Source organism: Streptomyces sp. NPDC050528 (genome assembly GCF_044457795.1).
In the GTDB taxonomy this organism is placed as follows: Bacteria; Actinomycetota; Actinomycetes; order Streptomycetales; family Streptomycetaceae; genus Streptomyces.
This window is the reverse complement of the sequence record NZ_JBITHH010000004.1, coordinates 513,859-525,947: the sequence shown is the minus strand read 5'-3', so window position 1 is coordinate 525,947 and position 12,089 is coordinate 513,859. Positions and strand designations below refer to the sequence as shown.

The 12,089-nt window shown below is 71.5% G+C and carries 12 protein-coding genes; 3 read left to right on the top strand and 9 right to left on the bottom strand.

The features are described 5' to 3' along the window. Positions 1–58: 58 nt before the first annotated feature. The 6 genes from mftF to mftA are packed head-to-tail and all read right to left on the bottom strand — an operon-like array spanning position 59 to position 5,062. Positions 59–1,444 carry a mycofactocin biosynthesis glycosyltransferase MftF gene (gene mftF, locus ACIBK4_RS17305; RefSeq protein WP_398995585.1) on the bottom strand — a complete coding sequence of 462 codons (1,386 nt, stop codon included), beginning with the start codon at positions 1,442–1,444 and terminating at the stop codon, positions 59–61. Beyond that, the gene (gene mftE / locus ACIBK4_RS17300) at positions 1,441–2,202 is read right to left on the bottom strand and encodes a mycofactocin biosynthesis peptidyl-dipeptidase MftE (protein ID WP_398995584.1); all 762 of its coding nucleotides are present in this window, start codon (positions 2,200–2,202) and stop codon (positions 1,441–1,443) included. Before mftE ends, mftF begins: the two co-directional genes overlap by 4 nt. 5 nt (positions 2,203–2,207) lie before the next feature. After that, positions 2,208–3,398, bottom strand: coding sequence for a pre-mycofactocin synthase MftD (gene mftD / locus ACIBK4_RS17295; protein ID WP_398995583.1), 1,191 nt, complete (start codon positions 3,396–3,398; stop codon positions 2,208–2,210). Between the two features lie 30 nt (positions 3,399–3,428). Next, positions 3,429–4,643, bottom strand: coding sequence for a mycofactocin radical SAM maturase (gene mftC, locus ACIBK4_RS17290; RefSeq protein WP_398995582.1), 1,215 nt, complete (start codon positions 4,641–4,643; stop codon positions 3,429–3,431). Then, positions 4,640–4,915: a mycofactocin biosynthesis chaperone MftB gene (mftB, locus tag ACIBK4_RS17285; protein WP_398995581.1), complete on the bottom strand. Its 276-nt coding sequence runs from the start codon at positions 4,913–4,915 to the stop codon at positions 4,640–4,642. The genes mftC and mftB overlap by 4 nt, the downstream gene beginning before the upstream one ends. Before the next feature lie 9 nt (positions 4,916–4,924). Beyond that, positions 4,925–5,062 (bottom strand): mycofactocin precursor MftA, encoded by a 138-nt coding sequence (gene mftA / locus ACIBK4_RS17280; RefSeq protein ID WP_398995580.1) that lies wholly within the window; start codon positions 5,060–5,062, stop codon positions 4,925–4,927. A gap of 135 nt (positions 5,063–5,197) precedes the next feature. Here mftA and mftG point away from each other — a divergent pair, with 135 nt between their 5' ends. Beyond that, positions 5,198–6,742 (top strand): mycofactocin system GMC family oxidoreductase MftG, encoded by a 1,545-nt coding sequence (gene mftG, locus ACIBK4_RS17275; protein ID WP_398995579.1) that lies wholly within the window; start codon positions 5,198–5,200, stop codon positions 6,740–6,742. Positions 6,743–6,748: 6 nt separating this feature from the next. Here the strand turns inward: mftG and mftR are convergent, their stop codons facing one another. The 3 genes from mftR to ACIBK4_RS17260 form a co-directional block, all read right to left on the bottom strand. Then, entirely contained in the window at positions 6,749–7,369 is a 621-nt protein-coding gene (gene mftR / locus ACIBK4_RS17270) for a mycofactocin system transcriptional regulator (protein WP_398995578.1), read from the bottom strand. Positions 7,370–7,377: 8 nt separating this feature from the next. Continuing rightward, the gene (locus tag ACIBK4_RS17265) at positions 7,378–8,733 is read right to left on the bottom strand and encodes a hypothetical protein (protein WP_398995577.1); all 1,356 of its coding nucleotides are present in this window, start codon (positions 8,731–8,733) and stop codon (positions 7,378–7,380) included. A gap of 108 nt (positions 8,734–8,841) precedes the next feature. Further along, positions 8,842–9,264: a hypothetical protein gene (locus ACIBK4_RS17260; protein ID WP_398995576.1), complete on the bottom strand. Its 423-nt coding sequence runs from the start codon at positions 9,262–9,264 to the stop codon at positions 8,842–8,844. Positions 9,265–9,391: 127 nt separating this feature from the next. Here ACIBK4_RS17260 and ACIBK4_RS17255 point away from each other — a divergent pair, with 127 nt between their 5' ends. Both ACIBK4_RS17255 and ACIBK4_RS17250 read left to right on the top strand, forming a co-directional pair. Continuing rightward, positions 9,392–10,804 (top strand): hypothetical protein, encoded by a 1,413-nt coding sequence (locus ACIBK4_RS17255; RefSeq protein ID WP_398995575.1) that lies wholly within the window; start codon positions 9,392–9,394, stop codon positions 10,802–10,804. After that, positions 10,804–12,087: a hypothetical protein gene (locus ACIBK4_RS17250; protein WP_398995574.1), complete on the top strand. Its 1,284-nt coding sequence runs from the start codon at positions 10,804–10,806 to the stop codon at positions 12,085–12,087. Before ACIBK4_RS17255 ends, ACIBK4_RS17250 begins: the two co-directional genes overlap by 1 nt. Positions 12,088–12,089: the final 2 nt, after the last annotated feature.

The following is a 12,089-nucleotide window of genomic DNA, read 5'->3' as shown; positions in this document are numbered from 1 at the left end:
GTGTCTTTTCCGGGGCCGAGGACCCGCTGAGCGCTTTCCGCTGACCGGGACTCAAGGATCAACGGGTGATGCGAGGCCACAGAGCCGCGGCGGACCGGCCCTTGAGCGCGGACAGCCATACGCCGGCCCCGTAGGCGAGGTCGTCGAGACGACGTGCGACGCCGTACCGGACCGGATCGAGACCGGCCCGATCACGCCGGTATTCCAGGGCGATATCGGCCAGCGCGGCCACCGTCGTCGCCCTGCGCACCCTGCGGGACACCACACACCCGACGACCGTGAGCGGCCACCAGTGCCGGTTGAGGAGTGCCGAGGTCTGGGCCACGGCGGCCAGGGCCCCATTGGCGGTCAGCCGCACGGCCAGCCGATGCGGGTGCCGAGTGCCGTCGAGCTTCCGGCCGATCCTCAAGCTCACGCCCGCGAGAACGACCCCGGCGACGGGCACCGACCAACGGCGCTGGGCGAGCAGGGCGGTGACGAGGGCCGCGCTCCAGGGGGCGAACACGGCCGGGGCGATGAACCGCGGGTGGCGTTCGGCGAGGGGCTGCGCGCCCGTGCCGTAGACGGCCTTGCGCAGGAGCCAGTCGTCGAGGCGCGCCCGGTGTTCGTGTGCCGCCTCGGCGGTCGGCTCGTAGCGCAGCCGTCGGCCCTGTTCGATCAGCCGCCAGCACAGGTCGACGTCCTCGCCGACCCGCATCCGTTCGTCGAAGCCGTCGGCCAGGACATCCACGCGCGCTACGACACAGGCCGTGGAGGCCCACGAGACAGGGCTCGCGGGGCGCACTGCGGCCGGGTGGGCGCCCAGGTCGAGGGAGGAGCGGGCGTTCTCGTACCGTTCGATCCAGGTCGGAGCGGGTGAGGGCAGCCCGGTGATGCGGGGGACGGCCATGGCGACGGCCGGGTCGGCGAAGTGCCGGAGGAGGGTGGGCACGGTGTCGGGGGCGAGCACGATGTCGGAGTCGGCGAACACCACGTAGGGGGTCGTGACGAGCCGGAGTCCGGCGTTGCGCGCGCCGGCCGGTCCGAGGTTCGTGGTCAGGGCGATCAGCGTGGCTCCGTGGTCGGCGGCTACCGCGGCGACGGCCTTCGGGTGCCGGGACGCGTCGTCGACCACGATCACCGGATGGTCCCGGCCAACACTGCTGAGCAGACGGGCGAGTTGGCGTGGCCGGTCACGGACCGGCACGACGACCGTGTAGCGGGGGTCGGCGGGCAGAGGCAGCGAGGCGACGACCGGATTGGCCATGCCGATGTCCAGCAACCGGTCCGCGAGCAGCGAGCTCGCCGCGTCCCGCACCCACAACGTCCGCCCGGTGAGGAGCCGTTGGGCCCGCGGGGTCAGCCGGATCAGCCGGGTCGGGAAGCCGCCGACGAGAGCCCTGCCGTCGTCCACGATCCTGGTGTGCCGGTCGAGTTCGACCAGGAAGCCGACGGGCAGCGTCATGGCCGTACGACCTGAGTGTCCAACTCCTGAGATGTAGGCGGGTGTTCGGGCTCGGTAAGTCGGCCCCGGTCGTCCACGGTCCAGGCGGTGATCCGGCGGACGACGGCCGACACCATCGCGTCCGTCGCCCGGAGTCCCTCCGCCGCCGACGCTCCGGTCGGGTCGCCGAGGACGCCGGAGGGGGAGACGGCGCGGACCCCGTGGGCCATCAGGTCCGGGAGGAGGGCCGCCAGCGGCCGGGTGTCACCGGCGACCGCCGCGTCCAACCGCACCTGATCCGGGGCGAGATGGAGCATCAATGAGGTCTCGGTACGCCCGGCGTGCGCGTCGCTTCCGGGGACTGCGCACCCGGTCCAGGCCACGTCGTGGCCTTCGGCGCGCAGCAGGCGTACGGCGGTGTCGAGGGTGGCGGTGTTGCCGCCGTGGCCGTTGACCAGGACGATCCGCCCGGCCCACAGCGCCAGCGAACGCACCGCCTCCACCAGCACCGTCCGCAGTGCTTCGTGGCCGATCGAGACGGTTCCGGGGAAGCCCGCGTGCTCGCCGCTGGCGCCGTAGGGAAGGGTCGGCGCAACCAGCGTCTCGGGGAGGGCAGTTGCCGCGCGTCGCGCGACGGCGTGGGCGATGACGCTGTCCGTGTCGAGCGGCAGATGCGGGCCGTGCTGTTCGGTGGACCCGATCGGGAGCAGGACCAGGGCATCGGACGGCACGAACGGCCAGGCGGTATGGGCGAGTTCGGTCGCCGGCTCGTGTGGCACCGTGCTCAGGCGGCGGGGGCGTCGCGGCCCAGGACGAGGGGGAAGTCCGGGGGTACGACCAGGTCGTCGGGGGTCAACTCGTGGACGGAGGAGTGCCCGAGGCCCAGCACCGCCGAATCGAGACCGCTGCGGAGGATGTCCAGGACGTTCTCGACGCCGGCCTGCCCGTTCGCCGCCAGGCCCCACAGATAGGCGCGCCCGATCAGGACGGCGCGGGCACCCAGCGCGAGGGCCTTGGCCACGTCGCCGCCCCGCCGCACACCGCCGTCGAGGAGCACTTCGATCTGCGCGCCGACCGCGTCCGCTATCGCGGGGAGGACGCGGATGGTTGCGGGGGTGGTGTCGAGGTTGTTGCCACCGTGGTTGGAGACGGACAGGGCTGTCACTCCGGCGTCGACAGCCCGCTTGGCGTCGTCGACGCGGGTGACTCCCTTGAGCAGGAAAGGTCCGCCCCACTCCTTGCGGAGCCACTCCACGTCCCCCCAGGTCGGGGGTGCGGTCTGCATCCACTCGCCGTAGGCCCCGAAGAAAGTGGGTGCCTCACCGCCCGGGGGCCGCAGGTTGGGGACCGAAAGGTCGGGCAGGCGACCGGACTTGGCAAACCGAAGCAGCCAACCGGGGTGGGGCAGCACATCGGGCGCGAACCGCAGCATCGTCTTCAGGTCGAGCTTGTCGGGGATCGCCGGGCTCCCCCAGTCCCGCCCGTGGGAGAAGGACCAGTCGAGCGTGACGATGAGCGCCTTGGCACCGGCCGCCCTGGCCCGGTCCATGCGCTGCGTCATCGTGGCGCGGGTGCCGCTCCAGTACAGCTGATAGAAGAAGTCCGGCTGAGCGGCGGCGACCTCCTCAACCGGCTTACTGGCAAAGGAACTCAGGCCCATGACGACACCCCTGCTCGCCGCCGCCCGGGCCACGGCGACCTCGCCCTCGGGGTGTACGGCCTGCACACCGGTCGGCGAGATGAGCACGGGGAGAGAGCTGGGCACTCCGAGCACGGTCGTGGACAGATCGCGTTCCGCGTGATGGCCAACGACCCTGGGGGCAAAGCCCAGTTGGGCGAACGCCGCCGTGTTGTCGTCGATCGTACGGCCACGCTCCGAGCCCGCGACGAGCGCGCCGTACACCGTGCTCGGCAGGCACTTCCTCGCCCGCCGCTGCGCTTCGGCGACCGTCTCGAACCAGGGGTTCCTGCCCATGTGCCGCGTCCCTTCGTTTGAACTCTTCCGCTACGGCCGGTCGAGGCGCAGGCCGGCCAAGGGGTCCTCGGCGCAGTCGCTGACCGGGGGCCGCTCCGGGCCCGGGCGGCGGGTGAGGACGAGGTCCACGGGGCGTCGCCTGGAGTGGTCGGCGGACGGCTTGGGGAGGTCTCCACCGCCCTTGGCGCGCCGGGCGAGTTGCTGTTCGCCGTACCCCTGCACGCACTCGGGGTCGGGGCCGTCCAAGGGCAGTCCGGTGAAGAACTTGGCGGCCATGCAGCCGCCCTTGCAGGTGTCGTAGAACGCGCAGGACGCGCAGGCTCCGCCGTGCTGCGGGGTGCGCAGTCGCGTGAACAGTTCCGAGCCGCGCCACACCTCGGTGAAGCCGCCGGGAGCGCGGACGGTGCCGGCGAGAAACTCGTCGTGGATGGCGAAGGGGCAGGCATAGACGTCGCCGACCGGGTCGATCAGGCAGACGACGCGTCCGGCGCCGCAGAGGTTGAGGCCGGGGAGCGGTTCGCCGTACGCGGAGAGGTGGAAGAAGGAGTCTCCGGTCAGCACGTTGTCGCCGTGGGCCAACAGCCAGTCGTACAGCTCGCGTTGCTGTGTGGCGGTCGGGTGGAGATCGTCCCAGACGTCGGCTCCGCGGCCGGAGGGGCGCAGCCGGGTCAGGCGGAGTTGGGCGCCGTAGTGGTCGGCGAGAGCCTTGAACTCGTCCAGTTGGGGGATGTTGTGGCGGGTGCAGACCACGGACAGCTTGAAGCTGCGCATGCCGGCGGCGGCCAGGTTCTCCATCGCCCGCAGCGCCGTCGCGTACGAACCGGCGCCGCGTACCGCGTCGTTGACGTCGGCGGTGGCGCCGTCGAGGGAGATCTGGACATCCACGTAGTTGTTGGCGGCGAGCCGGCGGGCCGCCTCGGGCGTGATGCGGACGCCGTTGGTGGAGAACTTCACGCCGATGTGGTGGGCGGTGGCGTAGTCGAGGAGTTCCCAGAAGTCGGCGCGGACGGTGGGTTCTCCGCCGCCGATGTTGACGTAGAAGACCTGCATGGCCTCCAACTCGTCGATCACCGCCTTGGCTTCGGCGGTGCTCAGCTCGCGCGGGTCGCGGCGGCCGGAGCTGGAGAGGCAGTGGGTGCAGGCCAGGTTGCAGGCGTAGGTCAGTTCCCAGGTGAGGCAGATCGGCGCGTCGAGTCCGGACTCGAAGAAGTCGACCAGCCGGGTGGTACCGGCGGTGGCGGTCATGGGGTCCTCCCGACGAGCATCGACGACGCGGTGAGTGCGGCCAACGCCTTGCCGTAGCGCGGCAGTTCGGCTTCTTCGACGCCGGCCGCCAGGCAGGCGTCGCGGGCCGTGGGAGCGTCCGCGAGGGACTCGACGACGGCGAGCAGTCTGCGGTCCTTGAGGAAGGTCAGTCTGCGGGTCCCGAAGTGGTAGAGGAGCGCGCCGAACGGTTCGGGCCGCACCGAGACTTGAGGGTGCAGGCCGAGAGCGAGGTCGAGGGTCTGCGCGGTCATGCGGGCGGCCTAGTAGACGCCGCACATGCCGTCGATGGAGATCTCCTCGACGAGGTCGTCGGCCTCGATCAACTGCTGTTCCGTGACGGCCTCTTCGGCCTTGATCTCGTTGGCCGGGACGGTCGGTACGGACCGGAGTTCGTTCATGCGACTCTCCCTGAGCATCCGGCTGGGCATCCGGGCGGCTGCGCGGTCGACAGTAATGGCACCCGGTGCCGAAAGTGAAGAGGGAGCCGTCATGATTCTTTCGACCGGTCGGTCTACGCCAGTTCCGGGGTCCGGTTGAGGCGCCCGGACGTCATCGTCGTCGGTGCGGGAGGCAGTGGCGCTCCGCTGGCCGCACGGCTCAGCGAGGACCCCGACCGCAACGTGCTGGTGCTGGAGGCGGGGCCCGTGCCTCGCCAACGGGCGGCTTTCACAAGGGAGTTGCTGGACGCACGACTCGTCCCGGGCGCGCGGCCCGGGCATCGCGCCGTCCAGCCGTACGCGGTCCGTCTCACGCCGCAACGGCCGTACACGGTCGCGCGGGGGCGCTTCCTCGGCGGGTCGACCACCGTCAACGGTGGCTACTTCGTGCGCGCCCGCCGCGAGGACTTCGAGCGCTGGTCGGCCGTAGGGGGCGCCGCCTGGTCGTACGACCGGGTGCTTCCGTTGCTGCGCTCGATGGAGTCAGATCTGGACTACAGCTCCGACGAGGTGCATGGGGACGGGGGTCCGGTGCGGATCCGGCGGGCGGGTCTGCGGCACCCTGCCGCCGTGGCATTCCGGTCGGCCGCGCGGGAGTTGGGCTATCCCGAGGAGCCCGACAAGAACGCCCGGGGCGCCCCCGGGTTCGGGCCGGTGCCGTCCAACTCCGTGGACGGGATCCGCGTCAACACGGGCGTCAGCTATCTCCTGGGTGCACTCGACCGCCCCAACCTCACTGTGCAGGGCGGCAGTTCGGTGACCGGAGTCGTCATCGAGCGCGGGCGGGCGACCGGCGTGACCGTCGAGCGCGACGGGCGCCGCACGACTCTGGAGTGCGGTGAAGTCGTGCTGTGCGCCGGGGCGTTCCGCTCCCCCCAGCTGCTGCACCTGTCGGGCATCGGACCGGCCGACGAGTTGGAGCGCCTGGGCATCGCGGTGGCCGTGCACTCCCCCGCCGTAGGAGCGCGGTTCGGCGACCATCCGCAGTTGGTGCTGGAGTGGCAGCCCCGGCGGCCGATGCCCGCGCCCGCGGACTCCTGGCTCGGCGGCTGCCTCCACCTGTCCTCGTCGGACGGCGGCCACCCCGGTGACCTGGAGATCCTCCAGTCGCTCGTCCCCATGGCGGGCCTGACCGGCGGAACGGTGACCGTGCCCGGCGCACCGCTCGCGTTCCTGGCCTCGGTCCTGACGCCCCGGCTCAGCGGACGACTGCGGACGCGTTCCGCCGACGCGACGATTCCCCCGCGGATCGACTACGGCTATCTGGAGACCGCCGAGGACCGGCGGCGCCTGCGCGAAGTCGCCCGCGCCACGGCCGCGTTGATCGCCACCGACGCGTTCGAGGAGGTGTCCCGCGGGCTGGTGGAACCGGGGCCGGAGGTGTCGGCGGACGACCGGCTGCTCGACCGCTGGGTCGAGGCGCACCTCGGTACCTCGCACCACACCTGCGGCACGGTTCCCATGGGCCCCGCCGGCGATCCGGGGGCGGCCGTCGACCCCTACGGGCGCGTGCACGGCATCGTCGGGCTGCGCGTCGCGGACACGTCGATCCTGCCGACTCCGCCGTTGCGCGGTCCGGCGGCCACCGCCGTCCTCGTCGGCGAACTCGTCGCCGACGCCATGCGACGTGACCTGCCGTGACCCGGTTCAGGGCAGGGCAGGGGCCGGGCCGTCGAAGCCGGCCGCGAGGTGGCGCAGGCCCTGGTCCAACAGGTCGCCCAGGACTGCCTGTTCGTCCGCCAGCCAGTGTTCGTACGCGGCGACGCACGCGGCGAGGACGGTGTGGCCGATCAACCGGGGCAGCAGGTCCGAGGACACCCTGCCCGTACGCCGTGCGGCGAACTCCGTGACCAGGGTCCGCCACGAGGCATAGCGCACGGTCGAGTCGGCCTGCAGCGTCGGAACCCGCAGGATGAGTGTCATGCGCTGCCGGTGCCAGGGCACCGTCGCCGGGTCGAAGCGATTGAACTCGACGACCGCGCCGCGCAGCGCGTCCATCATCGGGGCGGCCGGGTCGGCCGCCGCCAACAGGCGTTCCAGCTTGACCAGTTCGGCCTCGAAGTCGCCCCACACCAGGTCGTTCTTGGAGGCGAAGTAGCGGAAGAAGGTGCGGCGGCCGATGCCCGCAGCGGCGGCGATGTCGTCGACGGTCGTCCGGTCGAACCCCTGCCGTGCGAACAGCTCGAAGCCCACCTGCTCCAGTGCGGCCCGCGAGGTCGCCGGCGGTCGGCCCGTTCTGGTCTGTCGCTGTCCGTTCTCACCGTCCACAGCGCACATCATGCACAGACGTCCATCAGGATGCCCGCCACCGCTCTCATCCGGCGCTTGCGCAGATCGAGAACAGGGCTCGGGTTCGAGAGACCCTGGGAAGCCAGCACGTTCATCAGGGCCCAGATGGTGTCAGGGCGTCCCGTCAAAGGGAGTTCATGGCCGTCCGGGGTGATGACCTTGGCCTCGGTGATGCCCGCGAGGAGGCTCGTGCGGGACCAATCGACGTCGTACGAGACGCCGTTCGGGCTGACGCTGAGGACGACCTCCTTGGTGCGGTGAAGGACCGTCAGGTAGTCCATGGGTACCGTCAGGCGTCGTGCGGCGTCGAACGGGGGTGTGCCGTCCGCCGGTTGGATGCGCAGGACTGTGTCGAGGACGGGTCCGTGGTCCTGGAAGGTGGTCCGTGCGCGCATCTCCAAGAAGCGGCCGCGCACCAGCACACCGCCCCGGCGCGACCAGCGTCGGCCGACCGACCCGAACGCGGCTTTCTCGCCCGGCAGTTGGTCGGCGAGCCAGCGTGCTTCCTCGCCCGGTTCGCTCACCGGCGCCTGTTCCTCGGGGACGGCACGGTCCCGGTCGGCCAGGGCGGCGTAGCGTGCGGCCGTGTGCGGGTCCAGGCTCCGGAGGTCGACCGTGTCGCCGTTCATGACGACGCCTCCGGCCTCCCGTGAGATCCGCATCTGCTGGAGCTGGCGGCCAACTCGCCGTGTCACGTGGGATGTTCGGCCTTCGAGGTCGATCAGCCGGTAGGTCCTCGTGCCCGACAGCAGGTTGCTGCGCGGCCAGTGGGGCGTGACCGTCCGCTGCGCGCCCGGAGCGGTCGGGGCGTCCACGAGAACGACCAGGCGGCCCGCCGTGATCGCCGACAGACACAGGGACGGCACCCGCCACTCCCCCGTCACCTCGAACCCGCCGGTCCCGCCGGTCTCTTCGGCATCGTGCACCCGCAGCCTGAGCCTGATCAGCGGCGTGAACTCGTCGGGCGTGTAATTGCCGTAGCAGGTCGTGAAGGTCGACTCGCCGTCGGGGCTGTAGCGGACCAGTGACGCCTCCAGTACGTCCGCACGCATCAACTGCGCCCGCGCCGAGCCCTGTTGGGACCGGGGCGCCCACATGACGAAGGTGTCGTCACCGTACGAGGTCCGCTCGCCCTTGACGCGATTCCTGCGGGTGATCCGGGGAAATTCCTGGCGCGTGGCAGTGAACGCCAGGACGGGGATCATGACCGTGCCGACCAGCCCGATGGCAAGCATGATCGCCGGCCAGTCCCAGCCGGGAGCGTCGCTCCAGGCGGAGTACCCGACGAGAAGGAAGAACGGGCCCGCTGAACAACAGACCGCGACGAACAGCAGATTGCCCATGAATACACCTGTATGGCTGCGCATTGCCTCACCTCCACGCACGCGCTCCCTCACTCACAACTCGACCCGGAACCGCCGCCGGACGGGTCCACCACGGCCTTGAACCGGTCACGGGGTCACGCCGTCACCCGCGTAGAGGTAGGCGCCGGGCTGGGCCGGGTCGGCCACCAGCAGGACCTGGTCGCCGGTGCGGGGGATGCGCAGCTTCGAGACGACGGTCTGCAGGGCGATCCGGTCGGTCCGCCCGGTCGGCTGCACGACCAGGTCGACGACCGGGTCGTGGTTGACCAGTTGGCCGGTGTCGCCGATCGACACGACGACGGCGGTGATGGTCGGCGCTCCCGCAGCGAGCAACTGCTGTACCGCGAGGCCGGAGTTGTAGGCGCCGATCGACTGCTGAACTCTGGCGTAGTCCTCGTTGCCGAGGAACGCGCGGGTGGTTCGGCCGTAGAAACCCTTGCCGCTGACCACCTGGCCGGCGATCTCGGCGGCCCGCTCCTCGCGGCTCTTGCGGCGCCCGAAGATTCCCATGACGACTGCTCCTTCTGGTCGGGGCGGATGCCCGTGGTTCGCGCTGTCCCTGCGGACGCTAGGGCGCTCCGGTCGCCTACCGATCCCAGGTTCGCCCGCCCGATCCCGGACGACGTACCCTCCTGACATGCCGCTTCTCAGCCATCCGACCGGCGAGCACCGGCCGCGCGCCATGGTCATCGACGGCGCGTGGCGTGCCCTCGGACCGGGGCTGGAATCGCTGAGCGGCCCCGGCGGCGCCCCGCTCACCCGGACGGTCAAACTGATCCTGCTGCCGTTGATCGTCAGGCCTGCCCTGCACCCCGACCTCGCGGCGGACTTCCTGGCACCGGAGCCGGCCGCGCGTCTCGACGCGCTGATACGGGAGTCCGGTCCGCGCCTTGTCGCTACGGCCCAGTGGTTCACCCTGCTGAAGCGGACGCGCCGGGCGCTGGGTGTCGTGGCGGGCAACCCCCAGGATCTCTACTTCCAGCGATGCTTCGAACTGGCCGCCGAACATGGTGAACCCGCCGCCGGTGCGGGCGCGTTGGCGAGGGCCGTCGTCGAGGACGTCGCGGAGGCGGACGGCGGTCGCACGGTGGACGCGCTGAAGCGGTACCTGACAGATGCCGCCCAATACTCCGCTGTGGAGCGGGAGTTGACCGCTGCGTGGGAGGCGCGCGAGTCAACTCCATTCGGCGATACGGCCGTTGCGGTCGCATTGGCGTCCGAGGTTCTGGAGGCCTGCGGCGGGACGGAGGGGATGGGGAACTCGCCGGCGTACGCGTCCATGGTCGAAGCGGGACACGGCGACCTCCTTGGCCGGGCCCTGTGGGCACACGCGAGCGGGGTCTGGGGGCGGGACGGTATCCCGGCTCATCTCGGGCTGACGGAGCGGGAGTTGCCGCCGCGTCCGCGCGTCGGTCGGGGTGCCTCGACGGCCACGCTGCCCGCGCCGCTGGACCGCACGCTCTTCGAGCGGCTCTTCGTCGTGCTCCAATCGTCGGCCCGGCGCGAGGAGTTGCCCACGGTGCCGGAACTCGTCGGGCGAGAGGTCGGCCGCAGTTGCGCTCCGCTCGGGCTGTACGACGAGAGCCTGCGCGTCGCTGTCGTACTCGGCGGCCGACTCGCGGTCGGTCTCGACCCGCTGGGCATCGAGGAGTCGGCACCGGGGCGGACCGCTGCGCACCGAGCCGTCAACAGCCGTTGGCGCAGGGAGGCTTCGGTCCTTCGCGCCCGCCGGATGACCGTCTCACCGCGACCTGATCCGGACGGCGGGATGCTGGAAGCCCTCGCTCAGGATCTCCGTACGCCCTGGACCGCCTACATGCGGCGGCTCTGGGTGCGGTTGCACGGGCGGGACGTCCGGGACGCACCGCTCGCGGATGCCGCGTCGGCCTGGGCGGTGCTCGACGGGGTGGCCCGCTCGGTGATGATGGACCACCGGGCCCGGGTCCGGGCCGCACTGCGGACGTTGACGACATCGTCGGCATCGGCGGCACCGCCTGCCGTGTCCGAATCCGATTCCGTAGCCGAAGCGGTCGAGTCGAGGAGCGCGTGATGGCGCGGGGGTCTGTCGACGTCCATGTCGTGCGCGGCGACGGCGATGACGGCACGATCCGCATCCTCACCACCAGTCCTGTCGACGCTCCCGACTTCACCCGAGCGGTTCTCGATGTCGCCGGGGCGGTACTGACCTGGCCCGTTCTCGGGGATGCCGAGTTGCCCACGGCCGAGGTCCATGACGTGTCCCGGGCGCAGCAGTGGCTGTGGGCGGTCTACGGCGAGCGCACCGCCGCCGCCGTGTACGCCTGCGCCACAGGCGGGTTGGCCGAGGTACGGGTGCCCGCCGATCTGACCCCGCTCGCGGGCAGCGTCGCCCGGCTCGGCCTCGGGCACTGGGCGACGCGGTGGTGGCCGGCGTCGCACCTGGACGGGATTCCCGCGCTCCAACCCGACGTGGTCGGGCTGGAGTTGGCCGCACTCACACACGAGTGCCAGCAGTTGTTCGACGACGAGGGTGATCAACCCGACGCCTGCGTGACCGAGTTGATCGGGGACCACCAGGTCGCCCTCGACCCGCTGATCCAGTGGTGGCATGCCACACCGCCGTCGACGGACACGGCACGCCGACTGGAGAGTGTTCTGCGGTCGGTCGACGACGCGGCGGACGGCGCCGGGTTGGACGGGAAGGCTCTGCGCCGACTGCGGTCGGCCCTGGATCGGCCCCGCCCGGCCGGCATTCCGGTTGATCCCGCTGCGCTGTTCCCACGACACGACGACTATGCCCTCGCCGCGGGCGAACCGCTCGCCACGGGCGGCCGGTTGATCACGCGGGGCGCGGGGACGAACGACTGGCGGCGCTACCCGCCCGGCCTCGTCGACGCCTCCGAGTCCGCCGTGTCCTGGACCGCCCGCGCACTCGGCGCCCGACGGCAGATCGAGGTCGAGGTCGTCGCCCACATCGCGGCGCCCGTCACCGCCGTACCCCTCGCGGCGGAGGTCCGGGTGAACGACGGTCCCGGGAATCGGGTGCCCCTCTCCCGACAGGTGGACCTGTGGACCGGCCGGGCGGACCTGGACCTCCCCGCCGGCGAGACGGAACCGCGCATCGAACTCGGTGTGCTGCTGCCCGGGTTCGACCCGGGGCCGGGTCCCGAAGGCGGCGCCGAACGCGACTCGATCCGCGCACTGGTCCGACGACGGCTCGCGGCAGCGGCAGCGGCAGCGGCAGCGGCAGCGGCAGCGGCACAGCCCGACACGCTCAACTCGCCGCTGCACAACGGCACTTCCGGGCCGTTTCTCGCCGAGATCGCCGCCGCCACCACCGATGAGGACTACTGACG

What these genes read in the sequence shown, in the direction of transcription:
- mftF (WP_398995585.1), bottom strand. Translation starts at nt 1,444, where the DNA reads ATGACGCTGCCCGTCGGCTTCCTGGTCGAACTCGACCGGCACACCAGG.
- mftD (WP_398995583.1), bottom strand. Translation starts at nt 3,398, where the DNA reads ATGGGCAGGAACCCCTGGTTCGAGACGGTCGCCGAAGCGCAGCGGCGG.
- mftC (WP_398995582.1), bottom strand. Translation starts at nt 4,643, where the DNA reads ATGACCGCCACCGCCGGTACCACCCGGCTGGTCGACTTCTTCGAGTCC.
- mftB (WP_398995581.1), bottom strand. Translation starts at nt 4,915, where the DNA reads ATGACCGCGCAGACCCTCGACCTCGCTCTCGGCCTGCACCCTCAAGTC.
- mftA (WP_398995580.1), bottom strand. Translation starts at nt 5,062, where the DNA reads ATGAACGAACTCCGGTCCGTACCGACCGTCCCGGCCAACGAGATCAAG.
- ACIBK4_RS17265 (WP_398995577.1), bottom strand. Translation starts at nt 8,733, where the DNA reads ATGGGCAATCTGCTGTTCGTCGCGGTCTGTTGTTCAGCGGGCCCGTTC.
- ACIBK4_RS17260 (WP_398995576.1), bottom strand. Translation starts at nt 9,264, where the DNA reads ATGGGAATCTTCGGGCGCCGCAAGAGCCGCGAGGAGCGGGCCGCCGAG.
- ACIBK4_RS17255 (WP_398995575.1), top strand. Translation starts at nt 9,392, where the DNA reads ATGCCGCTTCTCAGCCATCCGACCGGCGAGCACCGGCCGCGCGCCATG.
- ACIBK4_RS17250 (WP_398995574.1), top strand. Translation starts at nt 10,804, where the DNA reads ATGGCGCGGGGGTCTGTCGACGTCCATGTCGTGCGCGGCGACGGCGAT.